The organism is Isoptericola sp. NPDC057391 (assembly GCF_042668085.1).
GTDB lineage: Bacteria > Actinomycetota > Actinomycetes > Actinomycetales > Cellulomonadaceae > Isoptericola.
The window spans coordinates 1-18,535 of record NZ_JBHVBO010000008.1; the positions used below are offsets into that span (position 1 = coordinate 1).

The 18,535-nt window shown below is 74.2% G+C and carries 19 protein-coding genes and 1 riboswitch; of the genes, 12 read left to right on the top strand and 7 right to left on the bottom strand.

All coding sequences use genetic code 11. The features are described from left to right. Positions 1 to 138 precede the first annotated feature (138 nt). The 3 genes from ACFUVW_RS02175 to ACFUVW_RS02185 all read left to right on the top strand — a co-directional run bounded on the left by ACFUVW_RS02175 (position 139) and on the right by ACFUVW_RS02185 (position 2,019). A complete protein-coding gene (locus tag ACFUVW_RS02175; RefSeq protein WP_430569707.1) occupies positions 139 to 912 on the top strand; it encodes a class I SAM-dependent methyltransferase in 774 nt (257 codons plus the stop codon). A gap of 113 nt (positions 913 to 1,025) precedes the next feature. Further along, positions 1,026 to 1,322: a type II toxin-antitoxin system VapB family antitoxin gene (locus ACFUVW_RS02180; RefSeq protein ID WP_380320948.1), complete on the top strand. Its 297-nt coding sequence runs from the start codon at positions 1,026 to 1,028 to the stop codon at positions 1,320 to 1,322. Positions 1,323 to 1,383: 61 nt separating this feature from the next. After that, entirely contained in the window at positions 1,384 to 2,019 is a 636-nt protein-coding gene (locus tag ACFUVW_RS02185; RefSeq protein WP_430569708.1) for a LytR C-terminal domain-containing protein, read from the top strand. Positions 2,020 to 2,041: 22 nt separating this feature from the next. Here ACFUVW_RS02185 and ACFUVW_RS02190 read toward each other — a convergent pair whose 3' ends face one another. The 4 genes from ACFUVW_RS02190 to ACFUVW_RS02205 form a co-directional block, all read right to left on the bottom strand. Then, on the bottom strand, positions 2,042 to 3,349 hold the full coding sequence (locus ACFUVW_RS02190) for a uracil-xanthine permease family protein (protein ID WP_430569709.1): 1,308 nt from the start codon (positions 3,347 to 3,349) through the stop codon (positions 2,042 to 2,044). Between the two features lie 147 nt (positions 3,350 to 3,496). Next, entirely contained in the window at positions 3,497 to 4,210 is a 714-nt protein-coding gene (locus ACFUVW_RS02195; RefSeq protein WP_430569710.1) for a rhamnogalacturonan acetylesterase, read from the bottom strand. A gap of 83 nt (positions 4,211 to 4,293) precedes the next feature. Beyond that, positions 4,294 to 5,217, bottom strand: coding sequence for an LLM class F420-dependent oxidoreductase (locus ACFUVW_RS02200; RefSeq protein ID WP_430569711.1), 924 nt, complete (start codon positions 5,215 to 5,217; stop codon positions 4,294 to 4,296). 45 nt (positions 5,218 to 5,262) lie between these two features. After that, positions 5,263 to 5,916, bottom strand: a complete 654-nt coding sequence (locus ACFUVW_RS02205) for a disulfide bond formation protein DsbA (protein ID WP_430569712.1) — start codon at positions 5,914 to 5,916, stop codon at positions 5,263 to 5,265. Between the two features lie 64 nt (positions 5,917 to 5,980). Here ACFUVW_RS02205 and ACFUVW_RS02210 point away from each other — a divergent pair, with 64 nt between their 5' ends. The 4 genes from ACFUVW_RS02210 (at position 5,981) to pnuC (ending at position 9,416) form a co-directional block, all read left to right on the top strand. Beyond that, entirely contained in the window at positions 5,981 to 6,220 is a 240-nt protein-coding gene (locus ACFUVW_RS02210; RefSeq protein WP_430569713.1) for a hypothetical protein, read from the top strand. 121 nt (positions 6,221 to 6,341) lie between these two features. Continuing rightward, positions 6,342 to 7,478 (top strand): class I SAM-dependent methyltransferase, encoded by a 1,137-nt coding sequence (locus tag ACFUVW_RS02215; RefSeq protein ID WP_430569714.1) that lies wholly within the window; start codon positions 6,342 to 6,344, stop codon positions 7,476 to 7,478. Positions 7,479 to 7,512: 34 nt separating this feature from the next. Next, positions 7,513 to 8,322, top strand: a complete 810-nt coding sequence (locus ACFUVW_RS02220; protein WP_430569715.1) for a TetR family transcriptional regulator — start codon at positions 7,513 to 7,515, stop codon at positions 8,320 to 8,322. A 106-nt stretch (positions 8,323 to 8,428) separates the two neighbouring features. Then, positions 8,429 to 8,572: riboswitch (FMN riboswitch) on the top strand. Between the two features lie 124 nt (positions 8,573 to 8,696). Beyond that, a complete protein-coding gene (gene pnuC, locus ACFUVW_RS02225) occupies positions 8,697 to 9,416 on the top strand; it encodes a nicotinamide riboside transporter PnuC (RefSeq protein ID WP_430569716.1) in 720 nt (239 codons plus the stop codon). Positions 9,417 to 9,441: 25 nt separating this feature from the next. Here the strand turns inward: pnuC and ACFUVW_RS02230 are convergent, their stop codons facing one another. Together ACFUVW_RS02230 and ACFUVW_RS02235 are read right to left on the bottom strand one after the other, a co-directional pair. Beyond that, complete coding sequence (locus ACFUVW_RS02230; RefSeq protein WP_430569717.1) at positions 9,442 to 10,167, bottom strand: hypothetical protein; 726 nt, start codon at positions 10,165 to 10,167, stop codon at positions 9,442 to 9,444. Positions 10,168 to 10,267: 100 nt separating this feature from the next. Beyond that, on the bottom strand, positions 10,268 to 11,524 hold the full coding sequence (locus ACFUVW_RS02235; RefSeq protein WP_430569718.1) for an acyl-CoA dehydrogenase family protein: 1,257 nt from the start codon (positions 11,522 to 11,524) through the stop codon (positions 10,268 to 10,270). A 226-nt stretch (positions 11,525 to 11,750) separates the two neighbouring features. Between ACFUVW_RS02235 and ACFUVW_RS02240 the strand changes: the two genes are divergently transcribed. After that, a complete protein-coding gene (locus tag ACFUVW_RS02240) occupies positions 11,751 to 12,233 on the top strand; it encodes an NUDIX domain-containing protein (protein ID WP_430569719.1) in 483 nt (160 codons plus the stop codon). 77 nt (positions 12,234 to 12,310) lie between these two features. Here the strand turns inward: ACFUVW_RS02240 and ACFUVW_RS02245 are convergent, their stop codons facing one another. Further along, on the bottom strand, positions 12,311 to 13,657 hold the full coding sequence (locus ACFUVW_RS02245) for an Nramp family divalent metal transporter (RefSeq protein WP_430569720.1): 1,347 nt from the start codon (positions 13,655 to 13,657) through the stop codon (positions 12,311 to 12,313). A 132-nt stretch (positions 13,658 to 13,789) separates the two neighbouring features. On the opposite strand from ACFUVW_RS02245, the gene ACFUVW_RS02250 reads away from it, so the two are divergent. The 4 genes from ACFUVW_RS02250 (at position 13,790) to ACFUVW_RS02265 (ending at position 18,522) form a co-directional block, all read left to right on the top strand. Beyond that, on the top strand, positions 13,790 to 15,073 hold the full coding sequence (locus tag ACFUVW_RS02250) for a glycosyltransferase 87 family protein (protein WP_430569721.1): 1,284 nt from the start codon (positions 13,790 to 13,792) through the stop codon (positions 15,071 to 15,073). Positions 15,074 to 15,204: 131 nt separating this feature from the next. After that, positions 15,205 to 17,004, top strand: coding sequence for a choice-of-anchor I family protein (locus ACFUVW_RS02255; RefSeq protein WP_430569722.1), 1,800 nt, complete (start codon positions 15,205 to 15,207; stop codon positions 17,002 to 17,004). A 59-nt stretch (positions 17,005 to 17,063) separates the two neighbouring features. Next, a complete protein-coding gene (locus ACFUVW_RS02260) occupies positions 17,064 to 17,735 on the top strand; it encodes an ANTAR domain-containing protein (RefSeq protein ID WP_430569723.1) in 672 nt (223 codons plus the stop codon). Positions 17,736 to 17,817: 82 nt separating this feature from the next. Next, positions 17,818 to 18,522, top strand: coding sequence for an ANTAR domain-containing protein (locus ACFUVW_RS02265; RefSeq protein WP_430569724.1), 705 nt, complete (start codon positions 17,818 to 17,820; stop codon positions 18,520 to 18,522). The last annotated feature ends 13 nt before the right edge of the window (positions 18,523 to 18,535 follow it).

The window sequence follows — 18,535 nt, forward strand, 5'->3', positions numbered from 1 at the left end:
GCCCTCGGGGGTTCGAATCCCCCAGCCTCCGCCAGACCGCAGGGCCAGCACCGCACGGTGCGGGCCCTTCGTCGTCCCCGGCCTCGACCGCACGGAATTTCGATGGCGACCACCTGGACGGCATCCGACGATGAGGGCATGGACCGCACGTTCGACGAGCTCCTCGCCGAGGCCGACGCCGCACCGATGTCCGGCTGGGACTTCTCCTGGCTGGAGGGCCGCGCCACCGAGGGACGCCCCAGCTGGCGCTACTCCCGGCTGCTGCACGAGCGGCTCGGCACCGTCGACGCCGCGCTCGACCTGCAGACCGGCGGCGGCGAGGTGCTCGCCGCGGCGCCGTCGCTCCCCCGCCTGCTGGTCGCCACCGAGGGCTGGCCGCCCAACGTCGCGTCCGCGACGCGGCTGCTGCACCCGCTCGGCGTCGCCGTCGTCGCGCACGACGACGGCGGCCCGGACTCCGCGCCCCTGCCGTTCGCCGACGGCGCGTTCGACCTCGTCACGAGCCGGCACCCCGTCGTCCCCCGCTGGGCGGAGATCGCGCGCGTGCTGCGGCCCGGCGGTACGTACCTGGCGCAGCACGTCGGGCCCGCAAGCGTCTTCGAGCTCGTCGAGTTCTTCCTCGGCCCCCAGCCCGAGGAGGTCCGGCGGGGCCGCGACCCGGAGGACGAGGTGGCCGCCGCGCGCGCCGCCGGCCTCGAGCTCGTCGACCTGCGGGCGGAACGCCTGCGGATCGAGTTCCACGACGTCGGCGCCGTCGCCTGGTTCCTGCGCAAGGTGGTGTGGATGGTGCCGGGCTTCACCGTGGACGCCTACCGGACCGAGCTGCGCGACCTGCACGAGCGGATCGAGGCCGACGGGCCGTTCGTCGCGCACTCGGCGCGCCACCTCGTGGAGCTGCGCCGGCCCCGCTGACGCAGGGGCACCGGCGGCTCGACCCGGCGTCGTGACGGGATCGTGACGACATCGTGTCCGTATCGCGAGGCAACGAGACGGCCGGTCACAGGCCCGCCCCTACGATGGCAGCCATGATCTTCAAGGCCGTGGGGGACGGCCGTCCCTACCCCGACCACGGGCACGTCACCGCCAAGGACTGGGTGGACGTGCCACCGCGCCAGGTACGGCTCGACGAGCTCGTCACGACCAAGCGCACGCTGGACCTCGACCACCTGCTCGCGGAGGACTCGACGTTCTTCGGCGACCTGTTCGCCCACGTCGTGGAGTACCAGGGCGTGCTGTACCTCGAGGACGGGCTGCACCGCGCCGTGCGGGCCGCCCTCCAGCAGCGCCCCGTGCTGCACGCGCGGGTCCTCGTGCTGCGGTGAGTCCCGCCACGACCGGCGGCGCTCCCGCGAACGATCCCTCGAACTCGGGTAGTTTCTTCGCGTGACATCACCTGCCCCTGACCCGGTCCGCGAGACGCGCCGCAAGCGCGAGCACGAGCGGCAGGCCGTGGTCTTCGGGCTCCTCATCGCGTTCCTGCTGCTCGCGGGCCTGGCCGCCGCCGCGATGTACTCGGGCGCGTTCAGCTCGCCGTTCTCGCGGCCGATCTACACGCCCGTCGCCGAGGCCCCGCAGCCCGAGCCGTGCCTGCCGCAGGTGGAGGGCCAGCCCGACGGCGCCCTGCCCGTGCCGTACGCCGACGTCAAGGTGCGGGTCTACAACGCCGCCGACGGCAGCGAGCCCCTCGCGGGTGCGAACGAGGACGTGCTCAACGAGCGCGGCTTCAACGTCGTCGACACCGGCAACTGGGTGGAGAAGCTCGGACAGTCGGAGGTGCGGTTCGGCACCAAGGGCATCACCCGCGCCTACACCCTCGCCGCCCAGTACCCCGACGTCCGCCTCGTGCTCGACGACCGCAAGGGTGCCACGATCGACCTGCTCGTCGGCGACGAGTACAGCCCGCCGCTCAGCGAGGACGACGTGCTGCTGGACGCCGAGACCCCGATGAAGGACGTCGAGGGGTGCGTGCCCGCCAGTGAGATCACGCCGATCCCCCGGGTGACCCTGCCCAAGAACTAGGGCCGGGCCACCCGGGCGGACGTCAGTCCGTCGCCTCGGCCGCCGCGGGGGCCGACGCCGGCGAGGCGGGCTCCTGGTCGGTGCCGCGCCACCGGGCGATCGCCCGCATGCCGTGGTAGATCACCAGCGCGGACGCCGTGCCGATCGCGATGCCCTCGAACGTGAGGTCGCCGGCGGAGAACGTGAAGTTCGCGATGCCGATGATCAGCGGGACGGCGGCGGTGGTGAGGTTCACCGGGTTGCCGAAGTCCACCCTGGCCTGCACCCAGATGCGCGCGCCGAGGATGCCGATCATGCCGTAGAGCATCGTCGTCGCCCCGCCGAGCACCCCGTCCGGGATCGTGGCGATGAGCGCCCCGAACTTGGGGGACATCGACAGCAGGAAGGCGGTCGCGGCCGCCACCCAGTACGCGGCCGTCGAGTACACGCGGGTCGCGGCCATGACGCCGATGTTCTCGGCGTACGTCGTGGTGCCGGAGCCGCCGCCGACGCCCGCGATGGTGGTCGCGACGCCGTCGGCGAACAGCGCCCGGCCGGCGACGCCGTCGAGGTTCTTGCCGGTCATCGCGGCCACCGACTTCACGTGGCCCACGTTCTCCGCGATGAGCACCAGCACCACCGGCACGAAGAGGCCCAGGACCGCCGGGTCGAACGACGGTGTGACGAAGTGCGGGAACCCGAACCACTCCGCCTTCCCGACGGCGGTGAAGTCGACCTCACCCCGGATCAGCGCGGCGACGTAGCCGATCGCCACGCCGACCAGGATCGACAGGCGCCCGATGATGCCCTTGAACAGCACGGTCACGAGGATGATCGCCGCCAGCGTGATCGCGGCGGTGACCGGGGCCTTCTGGAAGTTGCCCCACGCGGCCGGGGCCAGGTTGAGGCCGATGAGGGCCACGATCGTGCCGGTGACGATCGGCGGCATGACCACGTCGATCCACCGGGCGCCGGCGAAGTGCACCAGCACGCCGACCGCGGCCAGCACGAGGCCGGTCACGAGGATGCCGCCCACCGCCACGGACTGCCCGTGCGACGCCGTCGCCGCGAGGATCGGGGCGATGAACGCGAAGCTGGACCCCAGGTAGCTGGGCAGCCGGTTGCGCGTGATCAGCAGGAACAGCGCGGTGCCGATGGCCGAGAAGAACAGCGTCGTCGCGGGTGAGAAGCCGGTGAGGAGCGGCACGATGAACGTGGAGCCGAACATGGCCACCACGTGCTGCATGCCGATGCCGATGGTGCGCGGCCAGCTCAGCCGCTCGTCGGGGGCGACGACGTCGCCGGGGGCGACGTGCCTGCCGTCACCGTGCTTGGTCCAGCCGAGGCTCATGGTGCTCCGTCCGTCGGGCCCGCGCGCGGGCCGCCGTGCTCACCGCTGTCGCTCGCCCGTGAACGTCCGGTGAAGATTGCCGCCGCACAGCGTACTGGCCCCGCACCGTCACCGGTCACGCACCCGGCACCCGAGGCGCCCCGCTCGTCAGGGCTGCACCAGCCAGGCTCCGAGCGGCTCCTCGGCGTCGTGCACGCCGTCGAGGGACGCCAGCGCCTCTCCGACGTAGCGCGCGACGGCGCGCGCCCCCGCGGTCGTGAAGTGGGTGTTGTCTGCGGCGAGCTTGTCGTCCACCGCGAGCCCGGCCGCGGCGGCCGCGCCGTGCGGGAACAGGGCCGCAGACCCGTCGCGGCCCAGCCACCCGTACAGCCAGCGGGTGAACGCCGTGAGGTCGAGCACCGGCACGTCGAGCTCGTGGCCGAGGCCGCGCACGGCCGCCGGGTAGGGGCCGTGCGACCAGCGCAGCGCGGCGTCGGGACCGTCGCCGTCGTAGAGGCGGCGCTCGACGCTCGTGGCCAGCACCGGACGGGCCCCGTTCGCCCGAGCCTCCGCGACGAACTGCGCGAGGCGGTCGGTGTACCCGCCCTCGGCCGCGAGCTCGTCCGGCTCCTTCTGGTCGTTGTGCCCGAACTGGATCACCACCGTGTCGCCGGGCCGCAGCTCGGCGAGCAGCTTCTCCCAGCGGCCCTCGGCCCGGAACGACGCCGTGGTGGCGCCGCCGATCGCGTGGTTGCGTACGACGTCGTCCGTGAACGCGGCGAGCTCGTCGCCCCAGCCCAGCAGGGGGACCTCCTCGTGGCCGGAGGTCCGGCCGGAGTCGGTGGGCGCGACGGTCGAGTCGCCGGCGAGGTGGATCGTCATCGGTCCTCCGTGGTGAATGGATTCATGCCGGGGTCGCGGCCGCCCCGGCGGCCCGGCCGCGCCGCGGCCGGGACCGGCCGGCGTCAGAGCTGTGTCGCGACCTCGCGCGCCACGAGGTCCAGGTGGTCGAGGTCGTGCAGGTCGAGCACCTGCAGGTAGACGCGCTGGATCCCCTGGTCGCGCAGGGAGCCGAGCAGGTCGACGGCCTCGGAAACCGTGCCGGCGACGCCGTGCTCGCGCAGCTCGGCCGGCTCGCGGCCGATCGCCGCGGCACGCCGCGTGAACTCGGCCTCGTCCTTGCCCACCGCGAGCACGAGCGCGACGGACTGCACGATCGAGTCCGGGGTGCGACCCGCCGCGGCCAGCGCCTCGTTGATCACGCCGATGCGCGGCGCGACCGTGTCCAGCTCCGGGAAGGCCTGGTTGTACTCGTCGCCGAACCGGGCGGCGAGCGACGGCGTCCGCTTCGGGCCGCCGCCGCCCACGATGACCGGGATCTTCGCCTGCGCAGGCTTGGGCAGCGCGGGCGAGTCGACGAGCGTGTAGTGCTCGCCGTCGAAGGAGTACGACCCGCCGACGGGCGTGCCCCACAGGCCGGTGAGGATCTCCAGCTGCTCCTCGAGGAGCCCGAACCGCTTCGCCGGGAACGGGATGCCGTACGCCTCGTGCTCGCGGGCGAACCAGCCGGCGCCGAGCCCGATCTCGACGCGACCGCCGGACATCTGGTCCACCTGCGCCACCTGGATGGCGAGCACGCCGGGGTGGCGGAACGTGGCGGACGTGACGAGGGTGCCGAGGCGCACGGTCGACGTGTCGCGCGCCAGGCCGGCGAGCGTCGTCCACGCGTCGGTGGGGCCCGGCAGGCCGTCGCCACCCATCGTCAGGTAGTGGTCGGAGCGGAAGAACGCGCTGAAGCCGAGGTCCTCGGTCGCCTTGGCGACGGCGAGCAGGTCGTCGTACGACGCACCCTGCTGGGGCTCGGTGAAGACACGCAGGTCGAGGGTCATGGTTCGCCTCTCGGTGGTGCGGGAAGTGTGCGGGTGGACCGCAGGTCAGTCGAAGGACGGCGAGCTGGTGCGCGACCGCTTGAGCTCGAAGAAGTCCGGGAACGACGCGAGCGCGACGGCGCCGTCGAAGATCCGTACCGCGTCCTGGCCGCGCGGGATGCGCGTGAGGACCGGCCCGAAGAACGCCACGCCGTCGACGTGGATCGTCGGCGTGCCGACGTCCTCCCCGACGGGCTTCATCCCGGCCTCGTGGGAGACGGCGAGGGCGGCGTCGTAGGCGTCCGACGACGCGGCGTCCGCCAGCGACGCGGGCAGCCCGGCCTCGGCCAGGGCCTCCGCGGCGACGGCGTCGAGATCGTCGCGACCGCCGGGGTGGATGCGCGTGCCGGCCGCGGTGTAGAAGGCGCTGAACGCCTCCGGGCCGTGCTCGGTCTGCACCGCGGCGGCCACGCGGCCGATGCCCCGCGACGCCTCGATCTTTGCCCGGTAGTCGGCCGGGATGTCGCGGTCCTTGTTCAGCAGGTACAGGCTCATCAGCCGGAACGAGAGCTCCACGTCCCGGTGCTCCGCGACCTCGAGCGCCCAGCGCGACGTGATCCAGGCGAAGGGACACAGCGGGTCGACGTAGACGTCCACGACGGGGACGGTCGCGGTCGGGGCGGTCGTGGTCTCAGGCGCGGTGGTGGTCCCGGAAGTCACGACCGCCACCCTACCCATGCCGCGGGCACGTGTTCCGCGGGACGGGCAGCGGTAGCCTCGGCCCGTGCGCAAGGTGCGGTGGGCGAGCGTGTGGACCGTCGTCGGGGCGTGCGTCGTCGCGCTCGCGATGCTGTGGGTCGTGCTGCGCGGCAAGGTCTGGGCGTGGATCCCGTTCTTCCTCGCCGCGGGGGTCGCGATCCGCGAGATCCGGTACCTGCAGCGCGCGCGCCGCCCTGCCGACGCCGGGTTCGACGAGCGCCGCCGCGGGGAGCCGGACGACGGCCGTGGGCGGCGTCGAGGCTGACGCGGATCACCCGCCCGGGCCGTCGACGCGCCGGACTCCCGCGGGTTAGCGTCGAGACGGGCGCCGCTCCCGACGACGCCTGGCGGCCCGCGCGTCCGGGCCACGGCACGGAGGTGCCGCGATGACCGACCCGACCGACACCGCCGACGCGTTCGCCGACCGGCTGTTCGCGGCCACGCTCGGCGCCATCGACGTCCTGGCCGTGCACGTGGGCGACCGTCTCGGCTGGTACCAGGCGCTCGCGTCGTCCGGCCCCCTGACGTCCACGGGGCTCGCGGAGGCCACCGGCACGGCCGAGCGGTATGCGCGCGAGTGGCTGGAGCAGCAGGCGGCCTCCGGCGTCCTCGTCGCGGAGGACGCCGGTGCGGCACCCGCGCTCGACGCCGACCCGCAGGAGGTCGCCCGGTCCCGCGTCTACGCGCTTCCCGCGGCGCACGCGGAGGTGCTCACCGACACGTCATCCCTGGCCTACCTGGCTCCGTTGGCCCGGTTCGTCGGCGCGATCGGGCCGCAGCTCCCCCGGCTGCTGGAGTCGTACCGGGACGGCGGCGGGGTGTCGTGGGACCAGCTCGGCGACGACGCCCGGCAGGCACAGTCCGACGTCAACCGGCCGTGGTTCGAGCAGCGCCTGGCGCCGACGCTCGCGGCGTTGCCCGCCGTGCACGAGGCGCTCTCCCGGCCGGGTGCCCGGGTGGTCGACGTCGGCTGCGGCTTCGGCTGGTCGACGCTCGCCCTCGCCGAGGCGTACCCGCTCGCCGAGGTGCACGGCGTCGACGTGGACCGTCCCTCCGTGGCCGCCGCACGGGCGGCCGCGGCGGACGCGGGTCTCGAGCGGCGGGCCTTCTTCCATCACGCGGACGCCGCCGAGCTCGCCGTCGCCCAGCCGTACGACGCGGCGTTCGCGTTCGAGTGCGTGCACGACATGCCTCGTCCGGTCGCCGTCCTCGAGGGGGTGCGCCGCGCGATGCGGCCGGACGGCGTGGTGGTGGTCATGGACGAGGCCGTCGCCGACGAGTTCCGCGCCCCGGCCGACGACGTCGACCGGATCATGTACGGCTACAGCCTGTTCGTGTGCCTGCCGGACGGCCTGTCCACGCGCCCGTCGGCCGGCACGGGCACCGTGATGCGCCCGGCCACCCTGCGGCGCTACGCGCGTGCGGCGGGTTACGCCGGCGTCGAGGTGCTGCCGGTCGACGACTTCGGCTTCTTCCGGTTCTACCGGCTGCTGCTGGGGCCCGGGAACGACCGGGCGCAGTGAGGAGGACCGGCGGTGCCGGAGTAACCTCCCAGGCATGACCGCCGTCCGGACGCACACCCACGCCCAGGCCGTCGACGCCGCGATCGACCTCTTCTCCCGGCAGGGCTACGAGCAGACCACCGTCGAGGAGATCGCCGACGCCGCCCGCGTCAGCCGTGCGACGTTCTTCCGCCGCTTCCGCTCCAAGGAGGACGTGGTCTTCGCCGACCACGAGCTGCTCCTGGAGGAGGTCGTGGTGATGCTCGCGGAGACCCGCCCCGAGGCGCGGGCGAGCGAGGAGTCCGGCCGCGCGCCCGAGCGGGCGTGGGACCCGACCGCCGACCCGTACCTCGAGGTCTGCCGTGCGGCACGGCTCGTCTTCGACCACCACGTGGGTCAGCGCGAGACGTCGATCGCCCGGCACCAGCTGCTGCAGCAGGTGCCCGCGCTGCGCGACCGCGAGCTGGTCACGACGCACCGCTACGAGCGGGCGTTCACCGCCTACCTGCGCGACACCCTGCCGCCGGACCGGTCCACCACGACGATGTCGATCGCGTTCGCGGCGTCCGTCGTCGCGGTGCACAACGCGATCCTGCGGCGCTGGCTGCGCAACCCCCACCTCGATCTGCGGCCGGACCTGGAGGAGGCGTTCGCCGACCTCCGTCGCGCCGCCGTCGCCCCGTTCCCGCACCCCGACGGCGAGCCGGCGGCGCCGTCGTCGTCCCCCGCCGACACCTCCGGCACGGCCGACGAGTCCCGGACCGTCGCGACCGGCGGCGACGGGAAGCGCGTCGTGGTCACGGTGCTGGAACCCGGTGCCGGGCCGGACGACGTCGCGCGTGCCGTGCGCGACGCGCTCGCCTGACTCACGGTCGGGAGCGCGGGGCACCGCGCGACCGGCGGGAATGCCGCTGTGGCATCCTGAGTTGTGCAGGACGCCGTCGGGACCTCCGGCGGCGCAAGACACGCACGTACGTGCTCCGGGGTCGGTGAAATTCCGAGCCGGCGGTGACAGCCCGCGACCCGGTCTCCCCTGGCATCCGCTGGGTGGGACCGGCTGACCTGGTGAGATTCCAGGGCCGACGGTCAAAGTCCGGATGGGAGGAAGCACGTGCGGCACGCGCCCGTCAGGGCGGGTGCCGCCGGGCGTCGTGTCGCCGACGACGGCCCTCGGGGCCGCGTTCGGCGAGCGCCGACCCCTCACCCCGGACGCCGCACCTCGGACCGGGAGAGTGAACGATGGACGCGATCGACGCGTTCTTCCACGCCACGTTGACCATCGGCGACCAGTCGATGCTCTGGCGCGAGATCGTCGGCAACGGCTTCGGCCTCGCCTCCGCGCTCGGCGGCATGCGACGCAAGGTGTGGGCGTGGCCCGTCGGCATCGTCGGCAACCTGGTGCTGTTCACCGTCTTCATGGGCTCGTGGTTCGGCGACACCGGTCGCGCGGACATGCTCGGCCAGGCCGGCCGGCAGGTGATGTTCCTGATCGTCTCCGTCTACGGCTGGGTGCAGTGGCGGCGGACGCAGCGCGCCGACCTCGAGGTCCGCGCCGACGGCAAGATCCCCGCCGACGGCGGCGCCGCCGTGCACCCGCACTGGGCGTCCTGGCCGGCTCGCCTGGGGATCGTCGTCGTGATGGTGGGCGGCACCCTGCTGCTGACGCCGCTGTTCCGCGCGCTGGGCTCGTACGAGCCCGTGTGGTCCGACGCGTGGATCTTCATGGGCTCGCTCGTCGCCACGTACGGCATGGCCAAGGGCTGGGTCGAGTTCTGGCTGGTCTGGGTGGCGGTCGACGTCGTGGGCGTGCCGCTGCTCTGGTCGGCGGGGTACTACGCCACCGCGCTGATGTACGTCTTCTACGGCGTGTTCACCCTGACCGGGTTCTTCGTGTGGTGGCGGATCCACCGTCGCGAGCAGGCCGAGACCGGGGCGACGACGCCCGCCGTCGCGCCCTGACCGCGCCGAGCAAGAAGTGCCGCCGTCAGTCGTCGATGTCGAGCTCGGTGCCCGGTCCCGCGGCGCGGGCGCCGAGGCGCGGGTCGGCGCCGACGGCGGCCACCAGGTCGGCGGGGCCGCCGAGCACCGCCTCGCGCGTGTACTCCGGGATGCCCAGGAACCACGACCGGTCCTCGGGCCAGACGATCGACGGCAGGGTGTCGTGCCGCCGCAGTGCGAGCGCCGAGCCGAGCGGCCCGGTCCACAGGAAGCGGGCACGCTCGGGGTAGGCGAGCGGGGCCGCCGCAGGGCGTTCCACCCGGAGGTCGGCGAGCTCCGCGCGCGCCTCCGCCAGGGCACGTCGCATCTCGCTGCGCACCGCCCGGGCCTCTCGACCGCGCTGCCACCACCGCGGGCGCTCCTCGACCGCGAGGTACACGCCCATCCCGGGTGCCGTGGCGGGGTCCTTGCCGTGATCGTAGAGAAAGCCCCAGCCCTCCCACAGGCCGACGTGGACCGCCTGCTCCCCGGTCCGCGGCCCGAACACCTCCAGCAGTGCGGCCAGGCGCTCGTAGGCGCCTTCCGGGACGACGTCGCGCTCCTCCGGCTCGTCGTCGTCGAGAGGGAACGGCACGACGGCGTACCCGGCGTAGACGGGCGGGACGATCGCGTCGACGGTCGGGCCGAACTCGCCCAGGAGCGGCAGGATCCACTCCCCCGCGCTCGGGTCGTCGTCCCAGCGGGCGCCCGCGCGGGCGAGGTCGGCGGTCACGGCGCCACCCTAGGACGGGTCGCTCGCCCGGTGACTCCCGGGACGACGACGGGGGCCCGCGCCGCGCGCGGGCCCCCGTGGTCTCTTGTGCGGCCGAGGCTCAGGCGAAGGCCGAGACCCCGGTGATGTCACGACCGACGATGAGCGCCTGCATCGACTCCGTTCCCTCGTAGGTGTGCAGCGCCTCGAGGTCGGCGAAGTGCCGCGCGACGCGGTTGCCGAGCAGGATGCCGTTGCCGCCGAGCATGTCGCGGGCGATCGACGCGACCTCGCGGGCCTGGCGCGTCGTCGTGTACTTGGCGAGCGACGCCTGCTCCCCGGTGAGCGTGCCGGCGTCGGCGAGGCGCGTGATCTGCGCGACGAGCAGCTGCATCTGCGTGACCAGGGACAGCATGCGGGTGAGCCGCTCCTGGACCATCTGGTTCTTGGCCAGCGGGCGGCCGAACTGGATGCGCTGGGTCGCGTACGCGGCGGCCGCCTCGTAGCAGGCGACGGCGTGCCCGACGGCGGACCACGCGACGGCGAGGCGGGTGGCGAAGAGGACGGCGGCGGTCGCCTTGAACGACGTCGCGCCGGGCAGCGCCGCGCTCGCGGGGATGAACACGTCGTCGAGCACGATGTGCGCCTGCCAGATGGCGCGCAGCGAGACCTTGCCCTCGATGGTCGTGGCGGTGTAGCCGGGGGCGTCCTGCGGGACGATGAAGCCGTGCACCTGGTTGTCGCCGTCGTCCCCGACGAGGCGGGCCCAGACCACGGTGATGTCGCCGCAGGAGCCGAAGCCGATCCACTTCTTCTCGCCGTCGAGGACGTAGCCCTCCACCCCGTCGCGGGTCTCCTTGCGGGCCGTGGTCTCGAGCGAGACGGAGTCCGAGCCGTGGGTGGGCTCGGTGAGCGCGAACGCGCCGAGGATCTCCCCGCGCGCCATCGGCTCGGCGTACTGCTCGATCTGCTCGGGCGAGCCGTGCATGACGATCGAGCGCAGCGCGAGCCCGCCCTGGACGCCGCAGATCGTGGCGACCGAGCCGTCTCCGCGCGACATCTCCATGCTGGCCAGCCCCTCGGCCATGAACGAGACCGACGGCCGGCCGGGGACGTCGACGCCGTCGCGCAGGAAGTCGCGCTCGGCGAGCTTCTTCACCAGGTCGAACGGCACCTCGGCGCGCTCCCAGTAGCCGTCGATGACGGGCAGGACGTCCTGCTGCACGAACTCGCGGACGGCGAGCTGGTGGGCGCGCTCCTCGGGCTTGACGTCGGCGAAGGCGCCCACGTAGTCGAGGTCCAGCGGCTGCGAGACGTCGTAGTCGGGGGCGGTCACGCCGGGCATGACGGGGACATCACGGGAGGAGCTGCGGGTCATCGACGACCTCTCTCTGCGCGGGGGTCCGGCGTTCCGGGCCCGGTGAGGAGTGGGGACCGGCGCCGTCCGAGGCTGGTGGTGGACGGCGCCGGTCTCTCCCCATCGTCACTCGCGACCGGGTCTCACGTCAAGCGATACTCGGTCTCAGCCTGGCCGAGGTAGTTCAGAACCCCGCGAGGTAGTTCGAGCCTCCGCGAGGTAGTTCCGGACGGGCCAGACTGTGCGCATGGCGACCACCAGCGCGGGCCTGCTGCTGTACCGCACCACGGACGACGGCGGCCTCGAGGTGCTGCTCGGCCACATGGGCGGCCCGTTCTGGGCCCGCAAGGACGCAGGTGCGTGGTCCGTCCTCAAGGGCGAGCTCGAGCCGGACGAGGACCCGCACGCCGCGGCGCTGCGCGAGGCGGCGGAGGAGCTCGGACTGCCCCTCCCCGCGCCGTCGTCCCCCGACGTCGACCTGGGCGAGGTCAAGCAGAGATCCGGCAAGCGCGTGCTCGCCTGGGCGCGCGAGTGGCCCCCGCCCGGGCCCGACCTCGCCCAGGTGCGCAGCAACACCGTGGAGATCGAGTGGCCGCCGCGGTCCGGTCGTCGCATCGAGGTACCTGAGATCGATCGCATCGCGTGGTTCGCGCCCGACGACGCACGACGCGTCGTCGTCAGCGCACAGGCCGCGCTCGTCGACCGCCTCGAGTCCGCTCTGCGTGGTTAGTCCGAACTACCTCGCGAAGTCTCGGACTACCTCGCGGAGGTTCGAACTACCTCGCGGGAATCTGAACTACCTCGGCGTCAGCCGGTGAAGGTCAGCCAGAGCAGCGCGACGTTGAGCACGACGATCACGGCGGCCACGGCCCACGCGGCGACCTGGGTGGCGAGGCCGTTGCGGAAGCCGCCGAGCAGGCCGGCGTCGCGCGTGATCCGCACCAGCGGGACCATCGCGAACGGGATGCCGAAGCTCAGCACCACCTGGCTCACGACCAGCAGCCACGTGGGCGACACCCCGGTCGCGAGCAGCACGATCGCGGGCACCAGGGTGACCAGCCGCCGGGTGACCAGCGAGACGCGTACGTGCAGCAGGCCGGACATGATCTCGGCGCCGGCGTACGCGCCCACCGACGTGGACGCCAGCCCGGACGCGAGCAGGCCCACCCCGAACAGCACGGCGACGGCGGGCCCGAGCGACGACTCGATCGCCGCGTGCGCGCCCTCGATCGAGTCGGTGCCGGTGCGGCCAGGCAGGTTGGCGGCCGCGAGCAGGAGCATCGCGATGTTCACGCTGCCCGCCAGCACCAGCGCGGCGACGACGTCCCAGCGCGTGGCGGTGAGCAGACGACGGATCACGGGCGGCGACGGTGGCCCCGGCACGGCGACGTCCTCGTCCGCCGCCCCGCCGTCCCCCACGCCGTCGCGCCCCTCGACGCCGGCGGCCAGGGCGTGCCGCCGCTGCACCCGGGCGTCGTGCCGCACGCGGTCGCGGGCGAGCGAGGAGTGCAGGTAGATCGCGTGCGGCATGACCGTGGCGCCGAGCATGGACGCGGCCAGCAGCACCGACTCCGGGCCGTCGAGCCGCGGCACGAGGCCGCCGAGCACGGCCCCCAGGTTCGGCGGCGCGAAGAACAGGCCCGCGCAGAACCCCACAGTGAGGACCGCGAGCATCGACGTCACGACCGTCTCGAAGACACGCTGGCCACGACGCTGCTGCACGGTGAGCACCAGCATGGACACGACCCCGGTGATGATGCCGCCCAGCACCAGCGGGACGCCGAACAGCAGGTGCAGGGCGATGGCGCCGCCGATCACCTCGGCGACGTCGGTGGCCATCGCGACCACCTCCGCCTGCGCCCAGTAGGCGATCCGGCCCCGCCGGGACAGCCGCTCGCCGAGCACCTCGGGCAGCGAGCGCCCGGTGACCACCCCGAGCTTGGCCGAGAGGTACTGCACCAGCACGGCCATCACGTTGGCGACGACCAGCACCCACACCAGCAGATACCCGAACCGCGCCCCCGCCGTGAGGTTGGCCGCGACGTTCCCCGGGTCGACGTACGCGATGGCCGCGACGAACGCCGGCCCGAGCAGGGTCACCAGGCGCGCGGGGCGCACTCCCTGGGCGGGTCGGTCGAGGGTCGGTCGGCTCATGCGGTCCTCCGGGTGCTGGCATCGGGCGGGCAAGGTTTCGGGTATCCGAAACCTTAGACGTCCAGACCCGCATCGCGCATCCCCGTGAGGGCTCCGGGGCGGCGGCGAGCCCTGTCTGTCACCATGTCGGGCGTGCCATCCACGCAGACCGCTGCCGCGCGGAACGCCCCCGGTCCCCTCGGCTCCGCGCTGAGGTCCCGGTGGCTGCTGGCGCTCGGCTTCGCCGCCGTGCACGCCTGGGTGGTCGGGCAGGCGATCACCTGGGGCTACACGATCTACGGCGACGTCACGCTGTACGAGTGGTGGGCCCGCCACGGGCTCGACACCGGGCAGTGGCCGGTCCTCGACTACGACTGGGTGTATCCCGCCGGCGCGCTCGTGCCCGTCACGCTGCCCGCGCTCGTGACCGACAGCCTGCTGGGATACGAGGTCGCCTGGACGGCGATGGTCGTGGCGCTGAACGCGGTCGCGACGGTGGTGCTGGTCCGCTCCGCACCGCGCGGCGTGCTCGGCGCCTGGTGGTGGCTCGCGTTCCTGCTCGCCCTCGGGCCGATCTTCCTCGGGCGGCTGGACGGCGTCGTCGCGCCGCTCATCCTGGTCTCGCTGGTGGTCGCGTCGCGCCGCCCCACCCTCGCGACGGCGGTGGCCACCGCGGGCGCATGGATCAAGATCGCCCCGGGCGCGGTGGTCGTGGCGCTGGCGGCGACGCGGGCCCGCTGGCGTGACCTGCTGCGCCAGGTCGTGCTGCCGGGCGCCGTGGTGAGCGTGGTCGTCGTGGGTCTCGCCCTCGCGGGTGGCGCGGGCCAGCGGGCGTTCAGCGTGTTCGGCCAGCAGGAGGCGCGCACCCTGCAGGCGGAGTCGGTGTTCGCCACCTGGTTCAGCGTGGCGCGGCTGTGGGACCCGTCGGTGCGGATCGAGTACAACGACGTGATCTTCACCTACGAGGTGCAGGGCGGCGCCGCCCGCCAGGTCGCGACCCTGCTCGACTGGCTGCTGCCGGTCGCGGTGCTGCTCATCGCGGCGCTCACGTGGTGGACGGCGCGCCGCCGCCCCGACCACGCGGGCGACGTCCTGCTGCTCAGCACCGCCGCCCTGCTGCTCTCGCTCATCGTGTTCAACAAGGTGGGCTCGCCGCAGTTCGTGGCGTGGGTCGGGCCGCCGCTGGCCGCCGCGATCGCCCTGGCCGGGCCCGGCACGCGCCGGCTGTGGGGCCCGCCGGCCGTCGGGGTGCTGCTGGCCGCGCTCGGCACGCAGATCGTCTACCCGGTCGCGTACGGTGAGTTCCTCGGCGGGCAGCCCGCGATGGTCGTCGTCGAGGCGCTGCGGAACCTGGCGCTCGTCGTGCTGCTCGCCGGCGCGGTGTGGCGGATCGCGCAACTCGGCCGCGACGGCGTGCGCGCGGACGCTCCCGCCTGACCGGCCCGCCCGGGCAGGCGTTCACCGGCGGGTCGGCACCCGTTCACCCCCGGCTCCCCCCGCGGCCACCCGTCCTCCCTACGGTCACCCCGACGGCGCGCCCTCCGCGCGCCCCGGCCCCGGAGGACTCCTTGCGCACACCGCTCCCCCGCACCCCACGACGCGCCGTCGTCGCCGGCTGCGCCACCGCCGTCGCCGTCGCGCTGGCGGTGCCCGTCGCGCTCACCGCGTCGGCCCACCGCGACACGCCTCCCGGCGCCGGCGTCGTCGCCGACCCGGTGGAGCTGTCGGCCGACGACGCCCGGGTCGGCCTCACGCCCCTCGGCTCGTACGCCACGGGCGTGTTCGACGAGTCGGCGGCGGAGATCGTCGCGTACCACGCCCGCTCGGAGCGCCTGTTCTCCGTGAACGCGCAGGCGGGCGAGGTCACCGTGCTCGACGTCGGGCGCCCGTCGTCGCCCCGCAAGCTCTTCGCACTCCGGACGACGGGCGTGCGCGCCGCGGACGGCTCGACCGTGCCCGACGGCGCGGTCGCGAACTCGGTCGCCGTCCGCCCGGACGGGCTGGGCGTCGTCGCGGTCGAGTCGCCGGACAAGGTCTCCGACGGCTGGCTCGTGGTGTTCGACGCCGCCGGCGACGGCGACGCGCTCGGCGCCTGGCGCGTGGGCGCGCTGCCCGACATGGTGACGATCACGCCCGACGGCCGCCGCGCCGTCGTCGCGAACGAGGGCGAGCCCGCCGACGACTTCTCCGTCGACCCCGAGGGCTCCGTCTCCGTCGTCGACCTGCCCCGCCGGTTCACCGGCAAGCACGCGGGCCGCGTCGCGCAGGACGCCGTGCGCACCGCGACGTTCCACGCCTTCGAGGGCGACCGGCTGCCCGACGGCTTCCGCGTCTTCGGGCCGGACGTGGCGGGCCCGGAGGGGTCGCTCGCCCACCGCGTCTCGCGCAACCTCGAGCCGGAGTACGTGACGGTCTCGAAGGACTCGCGCACCGCGTACGTGGCGCTGCAGGAGGCGAACGCCGTCGCCGAGGTCGACCTGCGCCGCGCGCGCACCGCCGACCTGTGGTCGCTCGGCAGCAAGGACCACTCGCTGCCCGGCCAGGGCCTCGACCCGTCCGACAAGGACGACGTCGCCGCGGTGCGCGAGGTGCCCGTCAAGGGGCTGTACATGCCCGACGGGATCGCGTCGTACACCTCGCGCGGCCGGACCTACCTCGTCACCGCGAACGAGGGCGACGCCCGCGAGTGGGGCGACTACGCCGAGCCCGCGCGCGTCAAGGACCTGGGCGACGACGGCCTCGCGCCCGTGTGCGCGGACTCCCCCGCCGCCGGCCTGCTCGACGACGCGGACCTCGGCCGCCTGAACGTCACGACGGCGTCGGGCCTGCGCGCCGACGGCTCGTGCTACGAGGAGCTGTTCGCGCTCGGCGGGCGGTCCTTCTCCGTGTGGACCACGGACGGCGAGCTCGTCTTCGACTCCGGCGACGAGTTCGAGCGCATGACGGCCGAGGCCCTGGGCGACGCGTTCAACACCAACCACACGGAGACGAAGGGCGACGGCCGCAGCGACGACAAGGGCCCCGAGCCGGAGAACCTCGCGATCGGCGAGGTGGCGGGCCGCACGTACGCGTTCGTGGGCCTGGAGCGGGCGAGCGGCCTCATGGTCTACGACATCACGCGCCCCGAGCGGGCCGCGTTCGTCACCTACGTCTCGAACCGCGACTACGCGGTGTCCGTCGAGGACGCGATCGACGACGGCGCCGCCCCGGCCGACGCGCTCGCCGGCGCCGGCGACCTGGGGCCGGAGGGCCTGACGTTCGTGCCGGCGTCCGACTCCCCCACGCGCCGGCCGCTGCTCGCCGTCGCGAACGAGGTGTCCGGCACGACGACGCTCTTCCAGGTGGACCGGCTCACCGGGCGCCGCTGAGGGGCGGCGCCCGACGGACCCGCGGGACGGGGCCGGGGCGCACGAGTACCGTGACGCCCATGGCCCTGTCCCGCTACCTCGACGAGTGCGCCGTCCGCGCCGCCGCCGTGCTCGGCCACGGCGTCGAGGCGAGCATCAGCCTGCGCGAGCACGGCATCTCGCTGCGGGCCGGCAGCAGCACGCCCGGGGCAGGGCGCTGCGACCAGGCCGAGGCGCGCGCCGACACCGGGCCCTGCATCGACGCGATGCGGCGGGGCACGGTGCTGACCACGGCCGTCCCGGACGCCGTGCCGGGCTGGGAGGCCTGGCGGACGGCCGCGGAGGCCGAGGGCTTCGTCCAGGCGCTCGCCGTCCCCGCCGAGGTGGGCCCCGGGGTCCGGGTGGCGATCAACGTGTACAGCCGCACAGCCGGAGACTGGCCGGCCGGCCTGGTGGACGCCGCCGTCGGCCACGCCGCGCTCGCGGCCGACGCCGTGCGCCTGCAGCTCCAGTTCGCCGACCTCGGGGACGCCGTCGCGGGCCTGTACCGCACCCTGTCCGACCGGGCGACGGTGGAGCAGGCGGTGGGCGCGATCATGGCGTCGAACGACTGCCCTGAGGACGAGGCGCGCGCCACGCTGCGGACGGCGGCCGCCCGGCGCGGGCTCAGCGAGCGCGAGGTCGCCGAGTCGATCGTGCGGACCCTCGTCCTGGGCGGCGAGGGCGACGTCATCGGCGGCCTCGACCGCTGAGGCGGCGCCGGATCCGCCGCGCCGTGTCGTGCATCGGGCATCAGTGCAAAACTGGCCCGCAGGCGACAGGACGGAGCGAGCGGTGAACACCTCCGAGCTGCTGGGCCTGCTCGCGCGGACCCTCGCGACCCTCGACGCGGACGCGTCGGTCGCGGCACGGATGTGCCGGGCGTGCACCACGATCCTCGGTGCGCGGGCCGGCAGCCTCACCCTGGCCACCCTGGCGGGCGAGCAGATCACCGTGACCAGCACGGACGCCGTCGCGGCGCGGGTCCAGGACATCCAGGAGGTGCTCGGCGAGGGCCCCGGGCAGCGCGCGCTCGAGGACGACACGATCGTGTCCGCACCCCTCGGCGTCGCGCCGGGCGACGACCCGTTCCCCGTGTTCTCGCAGCTCGCCGGCGAGGCCGTCGGCGACGGCACGTGGTTCGGCGTCCCCCTGCGCGTGGACGGCCAGCCGGTCGGGGTGCTGGGGCTCGTCGTCGGGCCGGGGAGAGGGCTGGCGCGTGACGCCGAGGAGGCGCAGTTCCTCGCGGACGCCGTCGGCACGGCCGTGCTCGGGGAGATCGACCAGGTCGGCTGGTCCGCGCGGGCGCGGGTGGACCAGGCCACGGGCATGGTGTCCGCGCAGCTGCGGGTGCAGCCGCGCGACGCCCTCGCCGTGCTGCGCGCGCACGCGTTCGGGCGGGGCAGCACGCTCGAGGACGTCGCGGAGGACGTGGTGGCGCGGCGGCTGACCTTCGCGGACGAGGCGGGTCCGGTCGAGACGCGCCGGAACGACGACTGACCCGCGCCCCCGG

Excerpts from the sequence above, each read along its gene's own strand:
- ACFUVW_RS02240 (WP_430569719.1), top strand. The coding sequence starts at position 11,751 with ATGGCGACCACCAGCGCGGGCCTGCTGCTGTACCGCACCACGGACGAC.
- ACFUVW_RS02260 (WP_430569723.1), top strand. The coding sequence starts at position 17,064 with ATGGCCCTGTCCCGCTACCTCGACGAGTGCGCCGTCCGCGCCGCCGCC.
- ACFUVW_RS02235 (WP_430569718.1), bottom strand. The coding sequence starts at position 11,524 with ATGACCCGCAGCTCCTCCCGTGATGTCCCCGTCATGCCCGGCGTGACC.
- ACFUVW_RS02190 (WP_430569709.1), bottom strand. The coding sequence starts at position 3,349 with ATGAGCCTCGGCTGGACCAAGCACGGTGACGGCAGGCACGTCGCCCCC.
- ACFUVW_RS02175 (WP_430569707.1), top strand. The coding sequence starts at position 139 with ATGGACCGCACGTTCGACGAGCTCCTCGCCGAGGCCGACGCCGCACCG.
- ACFUVW_RS02180 (WP_380320948.1), top strand. The coding sequence starts at position 1,026 with ATGATCTTCAAGGCCGTGGGGGACGGCCGTCCCTACCCCGACCACGGG.
- ACFUVW_RS02200 (WP_430569711.1), bottom strand. The coding sequence starts at position 5,217 with ATGACCCTCGACCTGCGTGTCTTCACCGAGCCCCAGCAGGGTGCGTCG.
- pnuC (WP_430569716.1), top strand. The coding sequence starts at position 8,697 with ATGGACGCGATCGACGCGTTCTTCCACGCCACGTTGACCATCGGCGAC.
- ACFUVW_RS02195 (WP_430569710.1), bottom strand. The coding sequence starts at position 4,210 with ATGACGATCCACCTCGCCGGCGACTCGACCGTCGCGCCCACCGACTCC.
- ACFUVW_RS02220 (WP_430569715.1), top strand. The coding sequence starts at position 7,513 with ATGACCGCCGTCCGGACGCACACCCACGCCCAGGCCGTCGACGCCGCG.
- ACFUVW_RS02215 (WP_430569714.1), top strand. The coding sequence starts at position 6,342 with ATGACCGACCCGACCGACACCGCCGACGCGTTCGCCGACCGGCTGTTC.
- ACFUVW_RS02245 (WP_430569720.1), bottom strand. The coding sequence starts at position 13,657 with ATGAGCCGACCGACCCTCGACCGACCCGCCCAGGGAGTGCGCCCCGCG.